The organism is Pseudarthrobacter sp. H2 (assembly GCF_050157045.1).
In the GTDB taxonomy this organism is placed as follows: Bacteria; Actinomycetota; Actinomycetes; order Actinomycetales; family Micrococcaceae; genus Arthrobacter.
In genome coordinates, this window is sequence record NZ_CP189594.1 from 4119006 (window position 1) to 4143974 (window position 24969).

Sequence of the window (24969 nt, forward strand, 5' to 3'; positions counted from 1 at the left end):
ATGGACTTGTTCAATAATGACCTTCATCACATACTTGGCATAGTCAATAATTCTGATGGGAACCACAACTTAAACTTATGAGTGAACTTACCCTCCGCCAGCTTGAATACTTCGTGCATGTTCTGGAAACGGGATCCGTCACCGCGGCAGCCCGGAGTGCCCAGGTGTCGCAGGCTGCGGTCTCCATGGCCATCGCCCAGCTGGAGCATGCCCTGCGCACCCCGCTGCTGATCCGCAAGCGCTCGAAGGGAGTCGCTGCCACCCCCGCGGGAATGGAACTGGCCAGCCGCGCCCGTCAGGTTCTGGGACTCGTGGGGGAAATGGAAGGCGCCGTGACAGGCCAGGATGACCTGATGCGCGGCGTGTTGCGGGTGGGCTGCATGTCCGCGTTGTCCCCCCGGCTGTTGCCGGGGCTGGTGAGCGACTTCGCCGAGCGGTTTCCCGGCGTCGAGGTGTCTTTCCAGGAAGGGGCGGCCGGCGAGCTGCAGCAGCAGATGATCGGAGGGCGCCTGGACCTTTGCCTCGTATACCGGCGGCAGACGGTCCCCGGAGTGGATCTGTTCACGCTGGCCGAGGTGCGGACCCGGCTCATGCTCTCCGCGGATCATCCTCTCGCGGGCAGGGAATCCGTGTTCCTGCGTGAAGTGGAGAGTGAATGGGCCATCCTGCTGGATGTGCCGCCGTCCATGGAGCGGGCCGTGGCCATGATGGCGGGAGTGGGGGTTGAGCCGCGGCTCCGGTGGTGCAGCAGCAATGCCGAAACCATCCGGTCCTTGGTCGCACGGGGCATGGGGTATTCCCTGACCAACACCCGGCCGGAGAACGAGTTTGGCCCGGCCGACACATCCGTGGTTTACCGGCGCATCGCCGATGAACTTCCGCAGAACGCGATCATGGCGGTGGTGCCGGAAGGGATCCGGCCGTCCCGGCGGGTGCGGGAGGCCATCCTGTTCTGTCAGGAAATGCTGGCTAATCGGACGGAGTAACCCCAGGCGCAGGCCGACGACGGCGGCCGGTAGTTCCGCCGTCGTCGTTGCCGGCGTAGCTAACGCCCGACGGCGGGAAGCGGGCTGCCGTCGGTGCGCTGGCCCAGGTGTCGGTCGCAGTGTTCAATCAGTTCCTGGGCCAGGCCGGACAGCTTCACGCCCTGCGGATAGGCGACGAGGAGCGAATTAGTTCCAGTATTCTGCGCGATGGGCAGAAACTTCAGCGGGCGATGCTCGTGGCTTTCCTCCACCGCCTCCATCAGCAGCGAGTAAGCCAGGCCCCGGCCCACGATGGCGCGGATGGTGTGGACGTTGGAGCTCCGGTATGCGATGTTGGGTTCGACGCCGAAACGGCGCAGCATGGACTCGTTCAGGTAGGACGCCGGCTCCACGTTCAGGAGTGCGGCCGGGTAGGGCGCAAGATCAAGCAGGTTGATGGTGTTCCGGTCCGCGAGCGGGTGGTCCGGGGACAGGGCCACCAGGAACTCGCGGCGGCGCAGCAGGACGGACTCGACCTCCGGGTGGCGCTGGACCTCATAGATGAAACAGACGTCAATCTGGCCGCGTAGCATCTTCTCCTGGATGTCCGGACCGGAACCTTCCACAAACTCCAGCGTCACCTTGGGGTGCTCGCGGGCGAAGAACTCAGCCACCTCCGGAAGGACCAGCATGGACAGGGTGGTGAAGCATCCCACGGTGAAGGTGCCGGAATATCCCGCGGTGCCGGCATCCACCGCGTCGATCAGATGCTGGGCTTCGCTGATCAGGGCTCGTGCCCGGGTGGCGACGATGCTGCCCGCCGGGGTCAGGTACACGCCCTTGGACTTGCGTCGGATGGCCAGTTGAACCCCCAGCGCGGCCTCCAGTTCTTTGAGGGCGAGGCTGATGCCCGCCTGGGAGACGTGGCACTTGAGTGCTGCCTTGGTAATGGACTGGGCCTCGGCTACCGCAACAAAATATTCAAGCTGCCGCAGCGTCATTTCCTTCATAAGGAAATCATAGGTTATAGCCGATATCTATTTGTTTTACATCTGATGGGACGTGGACCACTCTAGAAACAGACATGGATGCAGCACACAAAGGAGTGGCATGAACGCCTCGGAAGCACGGCTCGGGCCGCACGTAGTGACCTTGGGGACCGCCGGAGGGCCCCGCTGGTGGAACTCGCCGGGAGGATCCCAGCGCAGCGGCATCAGCACCGCCGTTGTGGTCCAGGACCGGGTCTACCTGGTGGACTGCGGCCAGGGCACAGGCCGGCAACTCAAGAATGCCGGACTCGGCATGGACCACATGCGGGGCCTCTTCATCACCCACATGCATTCGGATCACACCGTCGACCTGGCCTCCATGATTCTTTTCGGCCAGTTCGAGCGGAAGGACCCGTCCCTTGGCCCCATCCCGGTGTACGGACCCGGCCCGCGCGGGAAGCTCCCCCCGCTGTCCTCTCATGCCGAGTCCGTACCCGAGATGGTGGCGCCGGCCAACCCGGGGCCCGGCATCGAGCAGCTGTTCGAAACGCTGTCCGCCGCCTACGCCACGGACATCAACGACCGCATCTTCGATTCCCTCACCCGGCCGCCGTCCCAGCACTTCGACGTCCACGACATCGTGATTCCCGAGGGAACAGGCTTCGACCCCAACGACAACGTCTGCCCGGACATGGAGCCGTTCACTATCTTCACGGACGACCTTGTGGAAGTCACCGCGATCCTGGTGTCCCACCACCCCACGGCTCCGGCCTTTGCTTTCCGCTTCGACACTGCCGAGGGTTCCGTGACCATCTCCGGGGACACCGCGCCGTGCCGGAACCTGGTCCGCATCGCCCAGGGCACGGACCTGCTCATGCACGAAGCCATCGACCTGGAGATCATCGCCGCCCAATACACGGACCAGGCCCTGATGAACGCCACCATGGACCACCACCGCCGCGCCCACACCACGGCACGGCAGGCCGGCGAACTCGCTACCCAGGCCGATGCCCGTTCACTGGTGCTGCACCACCTGGTTCCCGCCTTCGCCCCCGCCGAATCATGGCTTAAGGCGCAGGAGACCTTCGCCGGCCAGCTCTTTGTGCCGGAAGACCTCGAGACCATTTCCTTCGCCTCAACACCACGCACCACCTCCGACACCGCCGTCGAACCTGTAAAGGCACTCTCATGACCACCAGCAGCTTCCAGAACCCGGCCGCACCGTCAGCGGCACCCTCCGCTGACGGGTCCGGGGTTGATCCCCGCGAAATGCGCAAGATCCTGACGTCCAGCTTCCTGGGCACAGCGATCGAGTACTACGACTTCATCCTCTACGCCACGGCAGCGAGCCTGGTGTTCAACAAGGTGTTCTTCACCGGCGTGGACCAGGGCGTGGGGCTCATGCTCTCGTTCGCCACCCTGGCCGCCGGTTACGTGGCCCGTCCGCTGGGAGGCCTTATTTTCGGACATCTCGGCGACAAGCTGGGCCGCAAGGCCATGCTGGTGGTCACCGTGGTGATGATCGGCGTGGCGAGCGTGCTGATCGGCCTGCTTCCCACCACGGCCCAGATCGGCGTCGCGGCGCCCATCCTGCTGGTCGTGCTCCGCGTCCTGCAGGGCATCGCCGTGGGCGGTGAATGGGGCGGCGCCATGCTGCTGGCCTTCGAGCATTCCAAGAAGAAGAGCCGCGGCTTCGCTGCCTCCTTCGCCTACATGGGTGCCCCCGCCGGAACCATCATCGCCACCCTCGTGCTGAGCGCCATGTCCACCCTGCCCAAGGACGACTTCCTGTCCTGGGGCTGGCGCATTCCATTCCTTTTCAGCGCCGTCCTGGTGGTGGTGGGCCTGATCATCCGGCTCAAGGTGTCCGAGTCGCCGGTGTTCAAGGAAGTGGCCAAGGCCAAGCCGGTCAAGGTCCCGGCTGCCGAGGTCATCACCAAGCATCCCCGCAGCTTCTTCATCTCCGTCTTTGCAGGCATCGCCGGCCAGGCCGCGCAGGGCCTCATGGGCGCCTGGGCCATCTCCTACGCCGTGGAGCAGGCCACCCTCGCGCAGACCTCGGTGCTGAACGTCAAGGCACTCGCCGGGGTGGCCACCATTGCCATGATCATCTTCGCCGCCCGCCTCAGCGACCGGATCGGCCGCAAGAAGGTGATGCTCGGCGGCACCATCGCCGCCATGGTCCTGGCGTTCCCCATCATGTGGCTGATCGAGGCCGGGTCCGTCTGGGGATTCTTCCTGGCCCTCATCCTGGGTCTGAGCGTGATCCAGGGCTTTACCGCCGGCCCGTACGGTGCCTTCGCCGCCGAGCTGTACCCCGCCAACATCCGCTACAGCGGCACCTCCATCGGCTACCAACTGGCCAGCATGCTGGGTGCCGGCTTCACCCCGCTGATCGCCACCGGCCTGGTCATTGCAGCGGGGGGATCATTGTGGATGGTGGCCGTTGCATGGATCGTGTTCTCCGCGCTCAGCGCCATTGCACTGATCCTGGCCAAGGAAGGCAAGGACAGGGACATCCGGGAGATCAGCTAGGCCTCCATGGCCCGGTTCGACAGGCTGCAGGGAATATCGGCCCCAACCGGGCCACGATGAATGCCGTCAGCACCCCAAGACAACAACAAAGGATGAACCAGTGGCTCTGCAGAAAGACCCGGATGCCGACGAAGGCCGCGTCAGGTTCTTTTCGCGCGCGCTCGGAGGCGGAACCGAGCCTGACCCGCGCTTCACACTGGCCAACGAGCGCACTTTCCTGGCATGGATCCGCACTTCGCTGGCCCTGATGGCCGGGGGGATCGGCGTCGAAGCCTTCACCTCAGACGTCTTCCTACCCGAAATCCGTAAGACGGTCGCTGTCTCATTGCTGCTGATGGCACTGCTGGTCGGTGGCGGTTCGTTCTTCCGCTGGCTTAATGTGGAACGCGCGATGCGACACGTGTCACCTCTGCCGTTGCCGTTGATTGCGCCGATCCTATCCTCCGGGGGCGCGCTCGTTGCCGTCACTCTCGTGGTGTTCGTCCTTCTTCGAACCGGGTGATCGTGGTCTTCAGCAAGGGCCGCCGAAACCCTGAACACGGAGATGCCGGCCTGCAGCCCGAACGAACAGATCTGGCCTGGGGACGGACCACGATGGCCATGACGGTGGTGGCCGCCATCTTCCTGCGGTGGATGCCTCACCACGGCTGGTTCATAGGCGTCATCGTCGCCGCGACGGTACTGACTTCATTCGCCATGAAACTGACCCAACAGCGCCGGTACACTCGTGCAGTGTTAGGCATCAACGCCGAAAGCATGCGTGCCGACGTGATGGCAACGATGTCGGTGTCTGCTGCCGTCGTCATCCTCGCAGGTCTGGGAATTTATACGGTGCTCTACCTGCCGTTGCACCCATAGGCAGACCCGGCGCCGACGAGGGTCGCGCCCCGTCGCCTCACGCGATTGACTATCCGCGAGTCCGGGAGGTGATCCACTGCCGGGCGTCGAACTCGCCCATCCGCCGGTACAAGGTCGCCCGGGAGATGCCCAGGTCGCGGGCCACCTGGATAGCAGGCTGGCCGGTGTCGATCAGGCGTCGGGCGTTAGCTGTACTACCCGGCCGGCAGCCGGTTCAGCCCAGGCTCTGCCCCGCAGCGCGTTCGCCCTCCGCCGGGCCGTCCGGTTCCGTACGGCGGCGGTTCTGCAGCTCTTCCGCGGCCAGCTCGTACCAGGTATGGGCGCCGTAGGACGGGCTGGACGTATCGAGGTGGCGGTAGAGGGCGTCGGCCAGCTGGCACAGCGCGGCGTCGGACAGCGCCCCGACCGTTGCCACAGGGTCCAGCGATCCATCGAAGCAGCCGGCGAGCGACAGCCCGTCGACGGTTTCGGGTTCCGACGGCATGGGGCTGGGGGCCTCGCCGGGGCCGGCCTCCGGCAGGGAACCCGACATCTCGTCGTCGAGCAGGGCCAGGACCTCGCCGTCGGAACCGACGTGGAGCAGGCAGAGGGGCAGCGACGCGGGTTCGTCAAGGGTGATGCGGAGCTGCCCGGTTCCGGATCCGGCGATCTCCCTCAACTCGAGCAGCACTTCCGGGTCCAGGTGCGAGGCGCCGTGGAGGTCGATGCTGACCTCGGTCCCCGCTGCGAGCCGGCCGGCACGCTTCAGGATGTGCAGCAGGGCGGGAAAGTCCGGCCGGGTCAGGCAACCGGCGACCTTGAGGGTCACGCGTCCGGGATCGGTGTCCGCACGGACCAGCACACGCAGTTTATGGTTCACGGGGTTCTCCAGGGGGACACGTCCAAGAGCCAGCTGCATAACTCAGTTAAAACCATAAGAGTTTGTCGTCCGGGTCACAACCCGGGATGCCGCGCTCAGGCCCCTTCCGGCGGCTTCTCCGGCCAGTCGACACACTGGTGGTAGACCTCGTGTTTGCGCAGGTAGCGGTACATGAAGGGGCAATTCGGGATGATCCGCTTCCCGGCGGCCACCACGTCGTCCAGGGCGAAATGGGCCAACACTTTGCCGAGTCCCTGGCCCTGGAACTGCTTCGCGGTGTCGGTGTGGATAAAGTCAATGTGGCCTGGCTCGTCGATGAAGCGGATCTCGACAGCCAGCTTCCCGCCGACGTGCAGCTCATAGCGGTGCAGCTCATCGTTCCGGGTGGTGGTGACGTCAGGGCTAAACGTGTCTTCAATGGCTGCCGAGTTCTCCGTCATGGTTCGACATTGGCACTTAATGGCGGGTGTGGCAATGGTGGTCCGGAACCGCGGTGCGGCGCCTCGACCACGGCCGGGGCCGGGGCCCTGCCCAGGAGCAGGGTGGCGAGGGCGAAACAGGCTGCTCCGCCGCCCAGAAGCCCCGGCGTGAGCCCGTTGAGGGCTGCGTCGGACACCGGGACAAAGACGACGACGGCGGCCGTCACCACGGCGGCCGCCGGGCGGGCGCGCGCGTGGCCGGACGGCGTCGGACGCTCTGGCCTCAGCGGGCGGCCAAGGTTCCCCCGCGGTGCGGGACCTGGAGGACCTGCGTGCCGCGGACGCGGCACGCACCGAAATGGCCGATACCGGCGAGGGCCCGAGACCGTGGGAGGAAGTCAAGGTCGAAGTGGGCCTGGTGTGAGCTATGCCGTGCAGGTCGTGCCGGCCGCCCGCCGGCGCATCCAGGCCGCCATCGAACTCCTCGCCGAAACGCCGCGTCCCCCTGGGGCAAAGAAGCTCTCCGGCGGCAGCGGCGACTGGCGTGTCCGCACCCGCGATTACCGGATCATCTACGAGATCCAGGACGCGCAGCTCATCGTTCTCGTTGTCGCCCTGCGCCACCGGCGGGACATCTACCAGCATTAGAAACTGACGACGGCCCACGTCCCAACACCTCTACCAAAGTAGTGACAGTTTCGGCTGCCACGACCAAGAGTATCGCCCAGCTGCGGGAGTACCTGGTGGCCCAGCAGGTCACACTGGCCGTGACGGAGGCCGCCGGAGACTATTGGAAACCGTTCCGTTTCATCCTCGATCCCGAACTGGACGTCATGCTGGTCAACGCCCGCCATGCAAGGAATCTTCCGGACCGCAAGACGGACGTGTCTCCGACGCGCAATGGCTCGCCGAGCTGGGCGCCCACGGGCTCGTGCGCGGATCCTTTGTCCGACCGGAGCACATCGGTATCCTGCGTGACCTCACCCAGTGCCGTCAGCTACGAGCCCTCGTGAACTTCACCTGCGCTTAAATCATGGCCGTGCCACGATCCAGTACTTGGCCAGTAATGGCGGAAGATCTGAAATCCTCCAACTATCTAGCGGTATTCATGTGCCAACACTCGGACGATGTCCTCTTTATGGTCGGGAAACAGCCTCGTAAGAAGTAGTGCGAAGAACCGCTGGGTATCCACCGCCGTGCCGACTATCGCATTTGGAATTCTGTCGGAGTACCGGCTGGTTCGCGCCACGACTGAGCGTCCTTCGCAGATCCCATTCGTCGCGATTTGCACGTCGGCCCGCACCATTTCGATGAGGCTCGGGTCAATGAGGTAAGCGACCGCTAGGGCGTCGCACAATTCGGCCCCTACCTCGCGGTAACGATTCCAGTAGTAGTCCGTATATTTACGCGTGGTCTTGTGGATGAACTGGGCCACGGGCGAACCGATCTGCCGGAGCAGTTCACGAGTGCCGGGAGTCATGAACGCGTGATGGGTCGAGTCGAGGCCGACCATGGCGATCGAGGCAAAGCCAGCGGAGAAGACAATCTCTGCGGCCTCCGGATCGTGCCAGAAGTTGAATTCGGCTGACGGTGTGACATTGCCCGTGCCTTCCGAACCACCCATCAGGACAACTTCCTTGACGTTGGCGACAAACGAGGGGTCTGCGGCGATCGCCGCCGCGATATTGGTCAAAGGGCCAATCGCGACAATGGTCACCACCCCCGGATTTTCTCGAACATGACGGGTCAAGAAACGCACTGCATCTATATCTGACGCTGCTGCCCCCGTGTTCAGGTCGGGGCGGTGTCCGCCCAGACCGTCGTCGCCATGTGCCAGGGATTTACGGGTTTGCTCGCGCGCCAGCGAACGATCGGCACCTCGATAGACCGGGATGTCCGGACGGCCGGCCAGTTCCAGTATGGCCAGCGCGTTAGCCGTCACAGCTTCGATCCCCACGTTTCCACCGACCGTAGTTATGCCGTGGATCTCGATCTCGTTCGACGCGCAGGCCAAGAGAAGTGCGACGGCGTCATCGACGCCGGGGTCTGTATCAAGAATAATGTGTTTCAATTGTTGATCCTTGTCTTTCGCTGTTACGCCGGAACCTGGGTGGTGTCTAGCGAGGCCCGCATAGGCATTGATGCCTGTGCACCAAGTGCCGTGCATGCCACCGCTCCTGCACGCGAAGCCAGTCCTGCTGCATCACGAAGACTCATCCCTTCGGCCAGGAACGCTGCCAGCGCACCTACGAAGGTGTCCCCTGCTCCGGTGGAATCCACTGCTTTCACCGCATGCGCGGGAACATGGTCGATGGAGTTGGCGTCGGCGATCACTAAACCCGAAGAACCCAGTGTAATGACTGCGACAACGGCGTAGTCATTCACGCAGTGAGCAGCAGCAAGCCGGGCGTCATCGACGGAATCGACCGGCGCACCCCACAGGAGTGCCGCCTCCGACTCGTTGACAACCAGGATGTCCACGAGGGGAAGAAGGCGAGCGATGTCCTGGGCTGGCGCGGCATTGAGAATCGTGTGGGCATTTCGATTTTGGGCTGTCTCCAATGCGGCAACGACTTCATCGAGGGGGACTTCGAGCTGGGCGACGACTATGTCCCCCGGTCGGACGGACGATCCCAATTGTTCAATCTGGCCGGCCCCTACCTGCCGGTTGGCTCCAGGGATCACAATTATCGAGTTTTCCCCATCGTCGGTCACCGTCAGAATGGCAGATCCTGTTTCCGTCCGGACCCGGGCCACACATGAGACATCCACACCTTCGTGGGAAAGTGTTGCCAGCATCATGTCGCCGTCAGCATCGATTCCCACTGCACCGAACATTCGCACGTTCGCCCCCAAGCGGGCTGCTGCAACAGCCTGGTTGGCGCCCTTGCCTCCCGGTGCAGTCATCACCGAGCGTCCCAGCAGGGTTTCGCCCAGCCGCGGAGCCCGCGCGATGGAGACAATGGTGTCCTTGTTGATCGATCCGAAGACCAAAACCGAAGTCATTAAATATCCTTATAGTTGATGATGTCGCCGGTTGACTCGCTGACAATGAGCTGGCCCGGCAATTGGGAGATGATCTGCTCCCCATTGGGACCACGGAGCATTGCAGGGTCTCTGTCCTCAACAGCTTGTAGAAGACGCTGAATGCACAGGGTGGCCAGCTGTTCGATCGGCTGCCGGTATGTTGTCAATCGCGGCGAGACATATCGTGAAAGTGCCAAGCCATCGAAACCGGCCACAGCCACGAGACTCTCCCCTCTCCTTTTGTTTTCCCTTAGGGCGGATAACACCCCGATAGCCATCATGTCGTTTGCAGCAAAGATGGCGGTGGGCGGTTCAGCCAAGCGGAGCAGCGTGCGGGCCCCGGCGTAGCCGGATTCCTCGGTAAAGTCACCGTGGATTCTGAACTCGCGACGGTCTACCAGGCCGGCCTGCTGCATTGCGCGCTGGAATCCTTTCAGCCGCTGCTCCGTGACACCGAGCTCTGGCGGCCCGGAGATGTGTGCAATCCGACTGTGTCCGCCTCCAATAAGGTGGTGTGTCACCTCAGTGGCGCCCAATTCGTTGTCAACTCGGAACACCGTCGTCGGCATGTTTGAGGGTGCGCGGTCGAAAGCGACGAGCGGAATTTCCAGGTCTTCGACGCCCGTCATGTCATCTTGCCCTGATGTGGACCCGACGAGGACGATCCCGTCCACCGTCGAAGAGCGCACCATTCGCAGGACATCATCTCCGGGCTTTTCTGATGCCGCAATCAAAACGCCGTATCCCTGCCCGGCGGCGACCGACGTCGCCGCTCCGATAAGCTCAGGAAAGAATGGGTTGCGAAGCGACGGCAGAATCAGCCCGAGCACACCGGTTCGCCGTGATCGAAGACTCCTGGCTGCGGCAGAGGGCGCGTAATCAAGGTCATGAACGGCCTTGCGCACCTGTGATTCGGCCAAGGCGCTCACGGGGGCGGTGCCGTTAAGGACGCGCGAGACGGTTGCCGTTGAAACGCCGGCTCTTGCGGCAACTTCCCGTACCGAAACATTGGTCATGTGTTCTCCCGTTCATGAAGGTTGTCGTTCCGACGTGTCCCATCCCAATGATGGATTTCGATGCCGCGGAACGATTCAGCAGGCCCGCGGCACCGAGCCGGACAGCCACCAGCGGCGGCGGCCCTCACGATTTCCATACCTCCGTTGATCCGGGCGCTATTTCATGCCGGTTGTCGCCAGACCTCTCACGAAATAGCGCTGGAGGATCAAGAAGAGCAGCAGCAGGGGCAGAGTTGCGACGGCTGCCCCTGCAAAGGTCAACCCCCAATTCGGCAGGTAATCGGGGGCGGCAGAGTGGGCGATTGCCACCTGGATGACCTGGTTCTTTTGGGTTTGGATGGCCACGAGCGGCCACAGAAAGGCATTCCAGGAAAAAAGGAACTTGATTAGCACCAGTGTGGCGAGGGACGTTTTCACATTTGGCATGATCACGGAGAAGAAGATACGCAGATGTCCAGCACCGTCAATCCGTGCCGCCTCGTCCAGTTCGACGGGGATCTGTTCGAACGACTGCCGAAGCAGGAACAGGCCAAATACGCTCGCGACGCCCGGAAGCGCCACGGCCCAGAGAGTGTCCTGGAGGCCAAGGCCCGAGACAACGCGGTACATCGGCACCACCATGGCCTCTACGGGCAGCATAAACGTTGCCAAAATCAGGGCAAAGACCAGACCGCGGCCACGGAACCTGATCCGTGTCAGCGCGTAGGCGGCCAGCGTGCACACGACGAGTGCGCCAGCCACTTCAATCGCAGCCACCAGTAGAGAATTCATCAGGGCCGTGCCAACACCCTTCTCCGTGAAGAGCTGGACAAAATTGTCCATGACGGCCCCAAACGGGAAAAACGTTCGCCAGGAAACCGGCGACATGTCCCTGAAGATCTCCGTTTGTTTCTTGAATCCCGAGGAAACAATCCACAAGTAAGGGAGCAGAAATACGGCCAGCACGGCCGCCAAAATGGCCCCGGACCACACAAATTTCAGCGCCCGGCGGTTTCGAACGGCCTTGTTGTCCATGGTCATCCTAGAAGTTCCACTTGGTCTTGAGCAGCCTCATCTGGATGAGACTGATGGCGAGTGCAAAGAGCAGTACAACTATCGAAATCGCCGAGGCAAAACCGGGGTCCTGCAGGAAGAAGGCGGTCCGGTAGATGTGGTACATGATGAAGTTTGTGCTGCCCTCGGGTCCGCCCGTGGTCATGATGAAGGCCGGCGCAAAAGCCTGCAGGCCAAAGACCGTCATCATCACCACCACCAGGACGGTGGTCCGTGACAGCATCGGGATGATGATGTGCCAGAGACGTTGGACGGGCCCCGCGCCGTCGATCTCTGCAGCCTCCTGGACGTCCGCCGGAATGGACTGGAGTCCGCCTAGGAAAAGAACCGCGGCCAGACCCAACTGTTGCCACACACACATGGCAATGATGGCGTACAGCGCCGTGTCCTTGTTGGTCAGGAACGCAACCGGCGAGATTCCGGCACTGGTCAACAGCCCGTTGAGAAGGCCTGTCTGGGCCAGGATGAAGGTCCACATGGTGGCAACAACCACGGAAGACGTCACCACCGGCAAGAAGATCATGGTCCGGATCAGGCCGCGGGCCGCCATCCTGCCATTGATGTAAACGGCCAGCAACAGTCCGAGCGGCACGACCATGGCCAGAAAGACCGCCATGAACACGAAGGTGACGCCCAGCGACTGAACGGTGTCAGCGTCTGTGAAGATTCTGCCGAAGTTCTTTCCACCCACAAAGGTGGCCGCGTCGGGATTGAAAAGGGTGTATTCATACATGCTGTCCCTGGCGAGAACAGCCAAGGGAACGTATTGGAAAACCAGAGTGAGCACCAGGAACGGCGTCAGGAAGCTCGCTGCGGCCAAAAGATCGTGGCGATTGATTCGACGTCGTTTTCGCCGCGCACCCTCCCCGGTCCGGGGAAGGGCGGGCGTACGTCCCTGCTTCATGTGATCGGGGAGGGTTGCGGTCATGGTGGCCTCAGCTACTTTGAAAGAATGGGATCGATGCGCGAAACGGCCTTATCTAATGCGGACTTCGGGTCGGCACCGTAGGCGATGTCCTTCAAGGCCTCACCCGTGTACTGGTCATACTGGACGTAGTGCGCCGAGGGCGGCCGCGGGACGCCGATCTTCTGGATCTCGTTGGTGAACAGGACATACGGCTCGGTGTTGAGCGCTGGGACCTGGGCCGCCGTCGATTTCAACGCCGGTTGCGCGAACGTCTTGGCCGAGTACTGCTTGAGCATGTCTCCGGTGCTCATCTCCACAATCGTCTTGCCCGCCACGTCCATATTCTTGGATCGTGACGGAATGCCCATCGTGATGGACCCTGTGTGGGCAATCGGAGTCTTGATGTACGGCAGTGGCGCGATCCCCCATTTGAAGTCGACCTTGGCCTTGTTGAGGATGTCCACCAGGCCGACAACCTCGATGTCAAAGCAGCTCCGCTTGTCGATGAGCGAGTTGGGAATGGCCGTCTGCGATGCGACGGCATTGGGCCCGTTGAAGAGGCTTTGGAAGAAGGTGGCGCCTTGCACGGCCTCAGGCGAGTTTAGCCAGCCGTTGGCCGTCTTCCCATCATCTGAAAGCGCGAAGTACGTCTTGTACGCGCTGGAATCCTTGGGCGCCTTGGGATCGCCGGCCGAGCGCAGGAACAGCTGGTCCCGATAGGAGAATCCGGGGCTCCAGCGGTTTGGCGCCCATCCCCATACGGTGGGGTTGCCTGCCGGGCCCTGCTGGCACTTGGCCATCGCATCCCGGGCCTGCTCCCAGGTCCATGCGTCTTCTAGCTTCGAAGGCACGGTGATGCCCGCGGCATCGGTCATGTCTTTGTTGTAGTAGAGGGCCATGCTGTCCTGCTGGATACCCATGCCGTAGAGCTGGCCCTTGTATGACTGCTCAGTTACGGTTCCCGAAACGGCGTCGTCCTTCCATCCCTGCGGTAGGTATTTATCCAGCGGGGCCAGGATTCCTTGGGAGGCGAAGTTCTGGGTCCACGGGCCATCGAAGCCAATAATGTCCGGCTGGTTGTTCGATGAGGCCGCCACAGAGATCTTCTCAGCCAGCTGGGCAAACGGGACACGCTCAGCATCGAACTTGATGCACGGCTGGACCTTCGCGTAGTCCTCAATCTGGGAAGGCTTGGGGAATCCAAACTCCGAAGTGAGGACCTTCAAAGTGGTGACCCCTGACGGACACTCGCTGGTGGTCGGTCCCGGCTGGGCTGCGGATGTATTGCTGTTCGAGCACGCAGTCAGGGCCAACATGGATATTGTCAGCACTGCGGCGGCTGCTGTGACGCCTCTTCTCATCTGAACTCCTAGTGTGTGTTGCCGTGGGATGGCGGTGGATGGGCCGGAACCTCGACGAGCCGGGCCCATGCCCTGGGCGTCGTGTAATCGTTTTCATCGTGCGATGTAATCGTTTTCACATTGCAGAGGCCGAACAACGTTCCAGCCTTGCCACCTTGAATGTCTATGGATGTTGCACATCACCGGAGGCTGCCGAACTGCCGCGCGGTTGACTCCATCCAGATTGGGCGAGCCAGGGGGTTCTGTCTATTTCATACTTTCCATACAGGCCATAGAAAATATTGATACTCTTGCAAATAGCCCTCGCCCCCCGACTGGGGGAGCCAGATGATCCGCCGCAATAAGGCCCGACGGCGCCAATCCGGCGGATTGTTACGCTGTAGAACCGAACGGACGGCACCGCTACCTTGAAGGCAGGCGCACGCCTCGTGGCCTTGAGAGCTTCCGCGCGTAAGTAACATCTTCAACGTCAGGACTGTCCCCGGCGCATCAGCTGATGGGCGCCCCGGCAGTGGCAGTGGCCACCGTAAGCCGCCGGGCCGCCTCAGCGAAGGCAGGAATCATCGCCATCTCGTATGCGATGCTCCTGGCCGGATCAAACGCGGCGTATCCGCTCCTGCCGGTCTATAGGGATTCACTGGGCCTGGACCCGTTGATGCTCTCCCTGACGTTCACCCTGTACGTCGCGGTGCTGGTTCCCGTGCTGTTCATACTCGCCCGGCCCCGCTTCACCCGCCACGCTCCCGCACTGGTCCTTCTGAGCCTGACCATGATGATCCCCTCTGACCTGCTCATGGCCCATGCCCAGGAAGATTCCATCCTGAGCGGCCGCATGCTCGCCGGGGTCGCCGGGGGCCTGGGCACCGGCGCCGCATCGGCCCTTGTCGTCGCAGCCATCGGCACCACAGGACGCGCCGTCACAGCCACGGGCAACACCATCGGAGCGATCCTTGGAGTCAGCGGCGCCCAACTGGCCGTACTGGTCCTGACAGCTGATGCCCCGCAAACAGTATTCCTCGTCCACGCCGCCCTGAGTTTCGCCCTGTTGGTCGCGGCCGCCGCCGTACTGTGGCAACGGCGTGAACCCAACAAGCTCGCCCTGTCAGCCCTTCCAGGCATCCGCACCTCCGCACGCCCGGGACGGTCCTCGCTGCCGCTGTTCAGCAGCGGCACCATCGCCTGGACCGGCATCAGCATCGCCGCCGTTTTCGGGGCACCCATCTTAACGAACTGAACATGCACTCCATGCAAAGGCCTCGGCCCGATTCTGTTGGTCTGCGGAAGCGCCGCAGGGCAACTGCTCAGCCCTGCACTGGCCAGAATTGCACCATGGATCAGCGGAACGATCACGATGGCCACCGGCGCCGTTCTCATCCTCGGCGGGGCCCATTTCCGCCTTGACCCGGTGGCGATCAGCGGCTTTGTAGTGATCGGTGCTGGAATCGGCATCGCCTACCGGGCAGCGCTGGTGATGTTGACTCGCGGATCGGACCCCGCCCGACAAGGCGCGACCGCTTCCCTCTACGCGGCCATCACCTACGCCGTGGCCGCCCTCGTGGTGCTGGTCATCGGCTGGATCGGCAACGCGACCGGTCTCGTCCCGGCCACCGTCGCTGCCCTCGCCATCACAGGTGCACTCGCCATAGCTGCTCTGGCTTTCAGCCCGCGCCTGCGTGGTACCACTGACGTCATCAGTACTCGACGCCCGGGGAAGGCCTAAGAATGTCCGCTACACATCCCGACAAAGGACAAACACCATGACCGACCCTGGAGAAGAACGACCCCAGGATCATCCGTGGGAAGGCATTGACCTGGCCATCTACGAAAACCACATGAGCGACGCCGCGGTGGGGCAACTGCAGCTGCTCCACCAGATCACCGGGGAACAACTCACCACCTATCCCTCAAGGTCCATCGGGATCCTGGGTGTCGCCGGCGGCAACGGACTGGATCTCATTGATCCGGCCACTACCGACGCGGTCTTCGGATACGACATCAACGGCCAATACCTTCAAGCCTGCGCGGACCGGCACAATGCAACGCTCGGGCCCCGCCTGCACCTGGTACAGGCCAGCATCGACCGGGCACTGGACATCGCACCGGTCGGGCTCCTGATAGCGAATCTGATCGTTGAATACGTCGGCATCGAAGAATTCGCCGCCTTCGCGGCCGCGAACATCCACGCGATCGGCACGCTCTCCTGCGTCACCCAGCTCAACGAAGCCACCGGCTTCGTCAGCCCCACCCAATACGCGGCATCCTTCGACGGCCTTGGGGCCATCTCCTCCGATATAGACCCACTGGCTCTCGTGACAGCGATGGGAAAGGCAGGCTTCGCGCACGTCCTGAGCCTGAGCTACCCCCTGCACAACGGCAAAACACTGGTACGGCAGGACTTCCGCCCCCACACCACCAGAACGACAACCAAAGGAAAATAACGTCCCATGAACTCCGACCACCTCCACCGCATCTACCTGGACCTCAGCACACCCCATGTTGCAGACGCCTGCATGCGGCTCGGGGTCCCCGTCCGCAGCGCTCCGGCCGCTACACGTCCACTGTGGGCCGGCACTCACTTCGCCGGCCGCGCAGTGCCCACCCGTCACTACGGCAGCGTCGACATTTTCCTCGAAGCTATCGACAGCTCCGAACCAGGGGATGTTTTGGTGGTCGACAACAGCGGACGAGATGACGAGGCCTGCGTCGGGGACCTGATAGCTCTCGAAGCCCGCCAAGCCGGGCTCGCCGGGATCGTCATCTGGGGGTACCACCGCGATTCAGCCGAGCTGGGCACCATCAGGTTGCCCATCGTCAGTCTCGGCGCTTTCCCTGTGGGCCCGCAACGTCTGGAATCCCGTGATCAGGACGCATTGACCCATGCCAGCGTCGGCGGGCACACCATCACCCACAACGACTTCGTCCTTGGAGACGATGACGGCACGCTCTTCATCCCCTTGCCGACGCGGAAGCCGTAGCCGCAGCCGCAACCGCTATCCGTGACACTGAACGCAATCAGGCAGCCCTCATGCTCCACGGCACACCCTTTAGAACCCAAGCCCACCTCGCTACCTACCTCACCGCAAGGGCCACCAACACTGACCTGACGTTCCGAGAACACCTCCGCACCCACGGAGCCGAAATCGAAGAATAAAGCCAAGGCACGCAACCTGAGCAGCTCTTCTGCTGCGACAAAGCCAAAGCCAGTTCTCCCTGAAAACCCGCCACAGAGCCCCGCGATCAATGCGCATCCAGGTCTCCGGAGAGGGGTCCTCTAACGGGCGGCGGGGTGCCATTTAGCGCTGCGAAAACAACGCCACTTACCGCTGCGATTCACACACGGGGCGGCGCCGAACCGACTGTGGGTCGACCGACATCACGTATGTCCGCACGTTCGCCGGGGTGTACGCGGTGTTCGTCATCGACGTGTTCTCCCGGTGAGTCGCGGGCTGGCAGGTGGCCACCAGCCTCTACACCGACCTGGCGCTGGACGCCTTGCCGAGGCGTTCGCCCGGCACCGGAACTACAGACAATTTTCCAACCAAAAAGTATCCACAAACCCGCGCTTGACAGTTGGGGTGCCGCGCTCCGGCTCTTTCCGTAGGGATCAGCCGAGTTGTCGGTTGACCGACAGCAAGGCAGCCCTCGCCTGACCGTGAGGGCTGCCTTGCGTTCCGGATTCCTGTTAGGGGGCGACGGCCAAGGGCGCGGTGGGGATCGGGGCCTCGCCGACGTCGGCCACAAAGCGGCGTACCCGGGGTCCGGCATCCGGACCGAACACCGACTCCGGGGGACCTTGGGTGACCACCTGTCCGTCCTCCATGAAGACCACCCAGTCGGCGACGTCGCGGGCCAGCCGCATCTCGTGGGTCACGATCACCATGGTCATGCCGTCGTTGGCGAGCTGGGCGATCACCCGCAGCACCTCGGAGACAAGCTCAGGGTCAAGGGCGGACGTCGGCTCGTCAAAGAGCATGACCGAGGGGTTCATGGCCAGGGCCCGGGCAATCGCGACGCGCTGCTGTTGGCCGCCGGAGAGCTGGTGCGGGTATTTGTCCGCGTGGGCTTCCATGCCGACCTTCCGGAGCAGGCCCAGCGCGGTGGCCTCGGCCTCCACGGCCGGGACCAGGCCGAGCTTGACCGGGGCCATGGTGACGTTCTGCAGCACAGTTTTGTGCGGGAACAGGTTGAAGCGCTGGAACACCATGCCGATGTTCCGCCGCTGCATCGACACTTCCCGGTCGGACAGGGCAACGACCCGGCCCTGCGTTCCGGCCCTGCAGCCCACGAGCTGCCCGTTGACCTCCACGGTCCCGCCGTCCGCCGGCTCGAGGTGGTTGAGGGTGCGGACCAGGGTGGTCTTGCCAGAACCGGACGGGCCGATCACCACGACCACTTCGCCGGCGTGGACATCGACGTCCACGCCCTTGAGGACCTGGTTTCCATGGAAGGACTTGGTGACCTGCTGCGTGGAGACGAGCTTTTCGCCCGCATGCACCCGGCGGTCGCGCACGCGTTCGAGCTGCTCGTCCGCGCACGCCGTGGTGGTTTTCAGCGCCGGCCGGCGCCGGTTCACGTCCAGCCAGCGCTCCAGCAGAACGCGCAGCCGGTCAAAGACGGTCACGAGCAGAACGTAGAACACTGCGACGGCGAGCAGCGTTTCAAGGACCAGGAAGTTCTGCGTGTAGAGCCGCTGGCCCACCAGCAGGATCTCGTTGAGGGAAATGGCACTGGCCAGCGACGTCAGTTTCAGGATGGAGACGAATTCGTTGCCCAGGCTGGGGAGCGCGATGCGGAAGGCCTGCGGGATGACGACCAGCCGCTGGACCAGTCCGTACGGCAGTCCGAGTGCGCGGGCGGCCTCGCGCTGGTCCGCCGAGACGGACAGGAGCCCGCCGCGGTGGATCTCGGCCATGTAGGCCGCTTCGCTGAGGACCAGGGCGATCAGGGCTGCATTGAAGGAGGATCCGAGGACCGCCTGCGTGGCGGGGAGCACCTGCGGGACGTTGTAGGCGAAGACCAGCAGGACCAGGAGGGGCAGGCTCCGGAACAGCCAGACGTAGGCTCCGGAGATGCTGCGGAGGACGAGGGACCTGGATTCCTTCATGAGGGCCAGCACCATGCCCGCCACGTTCGCCATGGTCCAGGCCAGGAGGCCGAGCACCACGACGAGCCCGGCGGCCTGCCACAGGTTGCCGTCCGCGAAGAGCGATACGGTGTATCCCCAGTCGAACGAGTTGCCCATGGTTAGCCCTGCTTCATCGAGGCGTCGACGACGGCCGGGTCCGCGGGCTCAAGGTTGTACTTCTTGAGCAGTTCGTCGTACTTGCCGGACTTCTTCATGGCCTCGATCCCGGTTTCCAGTCCCTGCTTCATCTCGGCGTTGGCCTTGTTGACCGCCAGGCCGACCGCGATCGGGTAGATCAGGGAATTGCTGCTGATCTTCAGGCGGCCGTTGGACTTCTCCACCACCGTCTTGCCGACGGCGGCGTCGGTCATTTGCACGTCCACCTGGCCGGACAGCAGGGCCTGGGTGGCCTCGGGATCGGTGGGGAATTCGTTGACGGTGATGGCGTCCTTGCCGGCCGCCTTGCACTTGTCGCTTTCGCCGGCAGGCAGGAGTTTGGCGATGACGGTGGCCGTGACGACGCTGACGCGCTTGCCGCAGAGGTCCTGGGCGGTGGCCGGGCCGTCCACGGAGGCCGGGGAGATCACAGAGTTTCCGGTCTGGAAGTACGGAACGAAATCCACTTCCTTGGCCCGTCCGGCGGAGACATACAGGGTGGAGGCAATGACGTCGTAACGGTTGGCCTTGATGCCGGCCACGATCTGCGCAAAGCGGGTGTCCTGGTACTTGGGCGTGAGCCCGAGCTCCTTGCTCATGGCGTCCATGAACTCGATGTCGAAGCCCGCCGGCTTGCCGTCCACCAGCATGTCGTAGGGCGGGTAGGTGAGGTCGGTGCCGACGTTCAGTACGCCGTCGGACAGCGTCTTGACCTTCGGCGTCGTCCCCGGTGACCCGGATGTCGCCTGTGTGCTGCCCCCACAGCCTGCGAGCATCACGGCCGCGGCAACAGCGCCGCCCAGCAGTGCACTCATTTTCAGTGAAGCCTTCATCGAAAATCCTTCCGCAGGAATATATACGTGCAGGGGCCCTGCACTGTGGGAAACGTGGCTTAGTTGCACCAGGCGAGGACAGCCTGGTGGTAAATCTCAACGGTCTCTTGGTACTTTTCGAGTTCGACCCATTCATCGGCCCAGCTGTAGGGCGGGGTGCCCGGGCCGATGTTGACCGACGGGATGCCGAACTGCTGCAGCGGGACCATGTCCGTCCAGAACTGGATGCCCTTGAAGACAGGCTCCGAACCCGCCGCGGCCACGGCGCCTGCCGCCACCCGGGCGATGTCCGATTCCTGGCTGATCTCGTAGGGCAGGCGGGGGCCGCTGAGCCAGTGGTCGCTGAACTCGACGATTGCCTCGATGCGCGGATCCGCCCGCTTGAGCTCACTGATCATCTGCTCCACCTGGAGCCGGACCTCGTACGGGTCCTGCGAAGGCAGCAGCCTGATATCGCAGGTCATGACGCAGCGGTCGGGGACCTGGTTGTGCTTGGTTCCGCCGTTGATGGTGCCGATGTTCAGGTTCGGCCCTCCAGGAAGCTCGGGATGCGGGGTGTACGGCATCGTGGATTCGAGCTCCCGCATGCCGGCCAGGACGGGCTCCATGGTCTCGATCGCGTTCAGGCCGAGCCATTTGGCCGAGGTGTGTGCCTGCTTGCCGATAGTGGTGATCTTCAGGTAGGCGGCGCCGCGGTGTACGGTGCCGATGGTGTTGTCCGTGGGTTCCCCGCAGATGGCGGCATCGGCCGTGAACCCGGCTTCCAGCAGCGAGCGGGTGCCGACCCCGCCTTCAAAATGACACGAGACCCCCTGGAATATGACGTCGCCCCTGGGCCGTTCACCCAAGGCCAGACGGCGGATGACCGCGAGTGCCGCCGCGGTGCCGGCCTTCATGTCTGCGATTCCAGCCCCGTAGATCTTTCCGTCCACCACCTCGGGGTTGAAGGGATCGCGGGTCCAGTCCGGTGAGGTTTCGTAGATGTCCAGGTGTCCGTTCAGAATCAGGGAGCGTCCCGCTCCCGTGCCGCGGAGACGCCCGCCCACACTGGGCCTGCCCGGCATGGATTCAACGATCTCGACGTCGTCCACGCCCCAGAGGCGGAGCCGGCCCGCGATGAATTCCGCCAGTTCGCGCTCACGCCCCCAGGTCGAATCAATCCGAAGGCAGTCGAAGAGCAGTTCTAGCTCGTTGTCAGTCACAGGTGGCTCCTCGCTTTGTTGACCGGTGAAGGGATTACATCGACTATGCGATGTGACTTGGATCATGTAAAACAGAACTAATCGAAGTGTGGAATAGGAATAATCTATGAGTGCTGTCAGTCTCCGCCAGCTGGAGTACTTCGTGGCCGCCGCCGACACCGGCAGCGTGACGGCCGCTGCAGCGCGCGTTTTCCTCTCGCAGTCCGCGGTGTCGACCGCCCTGGCCGACCTGGAGGAGAGCCTCGGGGTCCAGCTGTTCGTCCGGCACGCCCGCGGCCTGTCACTCACCTCGGTGGGCCACCAGGTCCTGGTGGACGCCCGCCGGCTGCTGTCCGGCGTTGACGACCTGCAAAACAGCGCACGGGAGGCGAACGAATCGCTTTCCGGCAAGCTCGACGTCGGCTGCTACAGCACGCTGGCGCCGATCCTGCTGCCGCGGGTCATCTCCGACTTCGTCGCCCACCACCCCGCCGTGGACCTGCGCTTCGTGGAGGGCTCCTACACCCAGCTGGTGGACCTGCTCCGCAGCGGGGCCTGTGACCTGGCGCTGCTCTATGACTACGAGTTCGACCAGCGCCGCCTCCCCACGGATCTGGCCATGCATGTGCTGATGTCCACGCCCCCGTATGTGGTCCTGCCCGAACACCATCCGCTCAGCACGCTTCCCGGCATCTCCCTGGGGCAGCTCGCGGCCGAACCCATGATCCTTTTCGACCTGCCCCCGGGCGGCCAGTACTTCCTTTCGCTGTTCGAGGCCGAGGGGCTGCAGCCGAACATCCGGTTCCGGACGACGAGCTTCGAAATGGTCCGGGCACTGGTGGCCAGGGGACTTGGCTATTCGATCCTGAGCCAGCGCACGGGTATCAACGTCAGCTACGAGGGACACGGCTTCGTGTGCCGCCCGCTCATCGGGGCACCGCCCGGCCTGAGCGTGGGCGCCGTGCATCTTGCCGGGGCGCGGCTGACGCGCAGGGCCTCCGCGTTCATTGACCAGTGCCGCACCTCGCTGGCACCGGCCACCGCCTGAACGGCTCCTCCGCGGAGGGACGAGTCACTTAGGTATGGAAAAAACCAATGGGGCTTAGCTGAAACATCTGTTGGACACATACCTGACTGGGTTTCCATACTGATTGCAGATGCACCAACGCAATGCGAACAGGAGCCAGCCATGACAGCTTCAACATCTCTTCCAGTCCCCCAGCAGCCCCTCGCTCCGGGTATCCGCGAGCAGTTCATCGCCGCCATGGGGGCCGCCGCGACCGGGGTCACCGTGGTGGCCACCGACGGCCCGAACGGACGGTTTGCGCAGACCGTCAGCGCGATGTGCTCAGTCTCCGCCGACCCCGCCCTGGTGCTCGTCTGCATCAACCAGCGCAGTCCCATCAACGAAGCCATCGCCGCCCACGGCGTCTTCAGCGTCAACCTGCTCGGCAAAAAGCACGACCATGTCGCCGACACCTTCGCCGGCCGCCCGTGGCCTGGCAAGGAACCCTGGGACTTCAGCTGCGGCGAATGGGACGACGCCCCCTCGGGTGCGCCCCGGGTCCGCGATGCAGTGGCGTCCTTCGACTGCGAGGTCCACGAGGTTTCCACCGCCGGAACGCATTACATCTATATCGGACGCGTGATGGATGTGCAGGCCGAACCCGGAGTGCCCCTCGTCTACAGCGCCCACAGCTACGCCGAGCCGGTGCCTTTCCCGCCCTCGGTCTTCCCCGATTATCCGGGTTCGGGCCCCGTCCACCGGAACAACACCAAGGAGAACTCACGATGATCCGTACAGGCGACGAATACCGCGAATCCATCCGCGACGGCCGCGAGGTCTGGATCGACGGCGAGAAGGTCAAAGACGTCCCGAGCCACCCCATGTTCAAGCCGATCGTGGATGTCAGGGCCCGGATCTACGATCTGGCCCATGAGGAGTCCACCCAGGCCGCCATGACCTACGCCGACGAGGAAACCGGGGAGCTCAACGCCATCGCCAACCGCCTCCCCCGGACGCAGCAGGACTGGCACGACAAGCGGGCCGCCGTCGACCTGGTCCAGCGCGAAGCCGGCGGCGTGGTCACCCGCGTGGGCGACGAAACCATCGGCGAGATGTGGTCCCTCTTCGACGGCCAGGACGTCCTCAACGAGGTCGACCCGCGGTTCTCCGAGAACATCCGCCGCCACATCGCCAAGGCCGTCAAGGCCGACCCGTTCCATGTCTCGGCCAACACCGACCCCAAGGGCGACCGCTCCAAGGCCCCGCAGGACCAGGACCCGGACATGCTCCTGCACGTGGTCAAGGAGACCGACAACGGCATCGTGGTGCGCGGCGCCAAATACGAAACGGCCGCCGCGTACTCCAACCAGGCCTTCACCAAGCCAACGATCGCCAACTGGGGCAACAGCGAACTGTCGGACTACGCCGTCGGCTTCATGCTGGACATGGGCTCCCCCGGCCTGAAATTCATTTCCCGCAACGGCTTTGCCGGCCGGGCACCGTCCGCGGACTACCCGCTGGCCAACCGCGTGGACGAGGTGGAATCCCTGGTGATCTTCGACGACGTCGAGATCCCCTGGGAAGACGTCCTGTTCTACCAGCACACCAAGGCGGCGTCGTTCATCCGCTCCACCCTGCACCGGTACAGTGCCTTCCCGTTCGTCCAGCGCACCCTGCACCTGGCCGACCTCATGATCGGGGCGGCCCTGTGGAACGTGAAGCAGACCGGCTTGGAAAAGCAGCAGGCGGTCCAGGAAAAGCTCGCCCAGCTCGCCTGCTACCGGGAATCCATCAACGCCCACCTCACGGCGGCCATCGCCAACGCCGAACCCAGCCCGGGCGGCCTGCTGATGCCCAACCAGTCGCTGCTTTACACCGGACGCGTGGTGGCTCTCTCCCAGCTGCCCGCCATGATGCACATCGCCCGCGAGCTGTGCGGCGGCCAGATCTGCATCACCCCGGACGCGGCAACGTTCAGCAACCCGGAAACAGCCCCCTGGCTCGAAAAGTTCTATTCGATCAACGAGAACTGGGTCTCTGAAGACCGCCGCCGGCTGCTGTCCTTCGCCCGGGACCTGCTCAACAGCGACTACGCCGGGCACCGGCTGACCTTCCAGCTCTTCGCCCAGTCCCCGCCCTTCGCCCAGCTCGGAGCCGTCTACCGCAATTTCGACTTCGACGGTCCGCTGGGCCTGGTCAAGCAGGCAGCCGAGCTGTCCGAAAAGGTCTACGGGCCCTCACTGTGAGCACCCACACCCGGATCCGGCCGTTCAATACCAAAGAGACATACCCGGAACAGAAGCTGGACAACGATCTCTGCCAGGCCGTGGTGGCCAACGGCGTGGTGTACCTCCGCGGCCAGATCGGCCAGGACCTGGACAGCCGCGAATCCGTGGGCATCGGCGACGTCGAGGCCCAGGCGGAGAAGGCCATGGCGAACATCGACCTGCTGCTCAAGGAAGCGGGCAGCCGCCTCGAGGACATCGTCAAGGTCACGGTCTACCTCATCGATCCCCGGTACCGCGAGCCCGTCTACCGCACCATGGGCCGCTGGCTCAAGGGCGTCTTCCCGGTCTCGACGGGAATTGTCGTCAGCGCCCTGGCACGGCCCGAATGGCTGGTCGAGATCGATGCCACAGCCGCCATTTCCGCCAAGAACTAGCACCGATTTCAACGAAC

28 protein-coding genes and 1 pseudogene are annotated in these 24969 nt (G+C 63.5%); 15 read left to right on the forward strand and 14 right to left on the reverse strand.

Translation table 11 applies throughout. From position 1 onward, the window contains the following. The first annotated feature begins 77 nt into the window (after positions 1-77). Positions 78-986, forward strand: coding sequence for a LysR family transcriptional regulator (locus tag ACQCSZ_RS19070; RefSeq protein ID WP_427005235.1), 909 nt, complete (start codon positions 78-80; stop codon positions 984-986). A 59-nt stretch (positions 987-1045) separates the two neighbouring features. Here ACQCSZ_RS19070 and ACQCSZ_RS19075 read toward each other — a convergent pair whose 3' ends face one another. Then, positions 1046-1975 (reverse strand): LysR family transcriptional regulator, encoded by a 930-nt coding sequence (locus ACQCSZ_RS19075; RefSeq protein WP_427005236.1) that lies wholly within the window; start codon positions 1973-1975, stop codon positions 1046-1048. Positions 1976-2075: 100 nt separating this feature from the next. Between ACQCSZ_RS19075 and ACQCSZ_RS19080 the strand changes: the two genes are divergently transcribed. The 4 genes from ACQCSZ_RS19080 to ACQCSZ_RS19095 all read left to right on the forward strand — a co-directional run bounded on the left by ACQCSZ_RS19080 (position 2076) and on the right by ACQCSZ_RS19095 (position 5347). Then, complete coding sequence (locus ACQCSZ_RS19080; RefSeq protein WP_427005237.1) at positions 2076-3146, forward strand: MBL fold metallo-hydrolase; 1071 nt, start codon at positions 2076-2078, stop codon at positions 3144-3146. Continuing rightward, entirely contained in the window at positions 3143-4489 is a 1347-nt protein-coding gene (locus tag ACQCSZ_RS19085) for an MFS transporter (protein WP_427005238.1), read from the forward strand. The genes ACQCSZ_RS19080 and ACQCSZ_RS19085 overlap by 4 nt, the downstream gene beginning before the upstream one ends. 100 nt (positions 4490-4589) lie before the next feature. Beyond that, a complete protein-coding gene (locus ACQCSZ_RS19090) occupies positions 4590-4991 on the forward strand; it encodes a YidH family protein (RefSeq protein ID WP_427005239.1) in 402 nt (133 codons plus the stop codon). Continuing rightward, positions 4988-5347, forward strand: a complete 360-nt coding sequence (locus tag ACQCSZ_RS19095; protein WP_427005240.1) for a DUF202 domain-containing protein — start codon at positions 4988-4990, stop codon at positions 5345-5347. The genes ACQCSZ_RS19090 and ACQCSZ_RS19095 overlap by 4 nt, the downstream gene beginning before the upstream one ends. A 49-nt stretch (positions 5348-5396) precedes the next feature. Here the strand turns inward: ACQCSZ_RS19095 and ACQCSZ_RS19100 are convergent. From ACQCSZ_RS19100 to ACQCSZ_RS19115, 4 genes and pseudogenes are all read right to left on the reverse strand, one after another. After that, positions 5397-5525: pseudogene (locus ACQCSZ_RS19100) on the reverse strand (helix-turn-helix domain-containing protein); the annotation flags it as partial. Between the two features lie 36 nt (positions 5526-5561). Beyond that, the gene (locus ACQCSZ_RS19105) at positions 5562-6206 is read right to left on the reverse strand and encodes a hypothetical protein (RefSeq protein ID WP_427005241.1); all 645 of its coding nucleotides are present in this window, start codon (positions 6204-6206) and stop codon (positions 5562-5564) included. 95 nt (positions 6207-6301) lie between these two features. Beyond that, positions 6302-6646, reverse strand: coding sequence for a GNAT family N-acetyltransferase (locus ACQCSZ_RS19110; protein WP_427005242.1), 345 nt, complete (start codon positions 6644-6646; stop codon positions 6302-6304). Further along, positions 6643-6855, reverse strand: coding sequence for a hypothetical protein (locus tag ACQCSZ_RS19115; RefSeq protein ID WP_427005243.1), 213 nt, complete (start codon positions 6853-6855; stop codon positions 6643-6645). The genes ACQCSZ_RS19110 and ACQCSZ_RS19115 overlap by 4 nt, the downstream gene beginning before the upstream one ends. Before the next feature lie 190 nt (positions 6856-7045). Between ACQCSZ_RS19115 and ACQCSZ_RS19120 the strand changes: the two genes are divergently transcribed. Continuing rightward, complete coding sequence (locus tag ACQCSZ_RS19120) at positions 7046-7273, forward strand: type II toxin-antitoxin system RelE family toxin (RefSeq protein WP_427005244.1); 228 nt, start codon at positions 7046-7048, stop codon at positions 7271-7273. Between the two features lie 41 nt (positions 7274-7314). After that, complete coding sequence (locus ACQCSZ_RS19125; RefSeq protein WP_427005245.1) at positions 7315-7638, forward strand: hypothetical protein; 324 nt, start codon at positions 7315-7317, stop codon at positions 7636-7638. Between the two features lie 83 nt (positions 7639-7721). On the opposite strand, the gene ACQCSZ_RS19130 is transcribed toward ACQCSZ_RS19125, so the two are convergent. The 6 genes from ACQCSZ_RS19130 to ACQCSZ_RS19155 all read right to left on the reverse strand — a co-directional run bounded on the left by ACQCSZ_RS19130 (position 7722) and on the right by ACQCSZ_RS19155 (position 13854). Next, complete coding sequence (locus ACQCSZ_RS19130) at positions 7722-8696, reverse strand: nucleoside hydrolase (protein WP_427005246.1); 975 nt, start codon at positions 8694-8696, stop codon at positions 7722-7724. 23 nt (positions 8697-8719) lie between these two features. Further along, the gene (locus tag ACQCSZ_RS19135; protein ID WP_427005247.1) at positions 8720-9631 is read right to left on the reverse strand and encodes a ribokinase; all 912 of its coding nucleotides are present in this window, start codon (positions 9629-9631) and stop codon (positions 8720-8722) included. Continuing rightward, a complete protein-coding gene (locus ACQCSZ_RS19140; protein ID WP_427005248.1) occupies positions 9631-10668 on the reverse strand; it encodes a LacI family DNA-binding transcriptional regulator in 1038 nt (345 codons plus the stop codon). Before ACQCSZ_RS19140 ends, ACQCSZ_RS19135 begins: the two co-directional genes overlap by 1 nt. Before the next feature lie 156 nt (positions 10669-10824). After that, complete coding sequence (locus tag ACQCSZ_RS19145) at positions 10825-11682, reverse strand: carbohydrate ABC transporter permease (protein ID WP_427005249.1); 858 nt, start codon at positions 11680-11682, stop codon at positions 10825-10827. A gap of 7 nt (positions 11683-11689) precedes the next feature. After that, complete coding sequence (locus ACQCSZ_RS19150) at positions 11690-12541, reverse strand: carbohydrate ABC transporter permease (protein WP_427005250.1); 852 nt, start codon at positions 12539-12541, stop codon at positions 11690-11692. A gap of 119 nt (positions 12542-12660) precedes the next feature. Further along, entirely contained in the window at positions 12661-13854 is a 1194-nt protein-coding gene (locus tag ACQCSZ_RS19155; protein ID WP_427005251.1) for an extracellular solute-binding protein, read from the reverse strand. A 631-nt stretch (positions 13855-14485) separates the two neighbouring features. On the opposite strand from ACQCSZ_RS19155, the gene ACQCSZ_RS19160 reads away from it, so the two are divergent. From ACQCSZ_RS19160 to ACQCSZ_RS19175, 4 genes are all read left to right on the forward strand, one after another. Beyond that, the gene (locus ACQCSZ_RS19160) at positions 14486-15223 is read left to right on the forward strand and encodes a hypothetical protein (RefSeq protein ID WP_427005252.1); all 738 of its coding nucleotides are present in this window, start codon (positions 14486-14488) and stop codon (positions 15221-15223) included. Between the two features lie 117 nt (positions 15224-15340). Next, the gene (locus ACQCSZ_RS19165) at positions 15341-15709 is read left to right on the forward strand and encodes a hypothetical protein (RefSeq protein ID WP_427005253.1); all 369 of its coding nucleotides are present in this window, start codon (positions 15341-15343) and stop codon (positions 15707-15709) included. A 37-nt stretch (positions 15710-15746) separates the two neighbouring features. Next, complete coding sequence (locus ACQCSZ_RS19170; RefSeq protein ID WP_427005254.1) at positions 15747-16427, forward strand: hypothetical protein; 681 nt, start codon at positions 15747-15749, stop codon at positions 16425-16427. 6 nt (positions 16428-16433) lie between these two features. Further along, positions 16434-16964 carry an RraA family protein gene (locus ACQCSZ_RS19175; RefSeq protein ID WP_427005255.1) on the forward strand — a complete coding sequence of 177 codons (531 nt, stop codon included), beginning with the start codon at positions 16434-16436 and terminating at the stop codon, positions 16962-16964. A gap of 707 nt (positions 16965-17671) precedes the next feature. On the opposite strand, the gene ACQCSZ_RS19180 is transcribed toward ACQCSZ_RS19175, so the two are convergent. The 3 genes from ACQCSZ_RS19180 to ACQCSZ_RS19190 are packed head-to-tail and all read right to left on the reverse strand — an operon-like array spanning position 17672 to position 21305. Next, on the reverse strand, positions 17672-19231 hold the full coding sequence (locus ACQCSZ_RS19180) for an amino acid ABC transporter permease/ATP-binding protein (RefSeq protein WP_427005256.1): 1560 nt from the start codon (positions 19229-19231) through the stop codon (positions 17672-17674). A 2-nt stretch (positions 19232-19233) separates the two neighbouring features. Next, positions 19234-20103 (reverse strand): ABC transporter substrate-binding protein, encoded by an 870-nt coding sequence (locus ACQCSZ_RS19185; protein ID WP_427005257.1) that lies wholly within the window; start codon positions 20101-20103, stop codon positions 19234-19236. A 59-nt stretch (positions 20104-20162) separates the two neighbouring features. Next, positions 20163-21305 carry a M20 family metallopeptidase gene (locus ACQCSZ_RS19190; RefSeq protein WP_427005258.1) on the reverse strand — a complete coding sequence of 381 codons (1143 nt, stop codon included), beginning with the start codon at positions 21303-21305 and terminating at the stop codon, positions 20163-20165. Positions 21306-21411: 106 nt separating this feature from the next. Between ACQCSZ_RS19190 and ACQCSZ_RS19195 the strand changes: the two genes are divergently transcribed. The 4 genes from ACQCSZ_RS19195 (at position 21412) to ACQCSZ_RS19210 (ending at position 24952) form a co-directional block, all read left to right on the forward strand. After that, on the forward strand, positions 21412-22332 hold the full coding sequence (locus ACQCSZ_RS19195; RefSeq protein ID WP_427005259.1) for a LysR family transcriptional regulator: 921 nt from the start codon (positions 21412-21414) through the stop codon (positions 22330-22332). Positions 22333-22473: 141 nt separating this feature from the next. Next, positions 22474-23079, forward strand: a complete 606-nt coding sequence (locus ACQCSZ_RS19200) for a flavin reductase family protein (RefSeq protein WP_427005260.1) — start codon at positions 22474-22476, stop codon at positions 23077-23079. Then, a complete protein-coding gene (locus ACQCSZ_RS19205) occupies positions 23076-24536 on the forward strand; it encodes a 4-hydroxyphenylacetate 3-hydroxylase family protein (protein WP_427005261.1) in 1461 nt (486 codons plus the stop codon). The genes ACQCSZ_RS19200 and ACQCSZ_RS19205 overlap by 4 nt, the downstream gene beginning before the upstream one ends. Then, positions 24533-24952, forward strand: a complete 420-nt coding sequence (locus ACQCSZ_RS19210; RefSeq protein ID WP_427005262.1) for a RidA family protein — start codon at positions 24533-24535, stop codon at positions 24950-24952. Before ACQCSZ_RS19205 ends, ACQCSZ_RS19210 begins: the two co-directional genes overlap by 4 nt. The last annotated feature ends 17 nt before the right edge of the window (positions 24953-24969 follow it).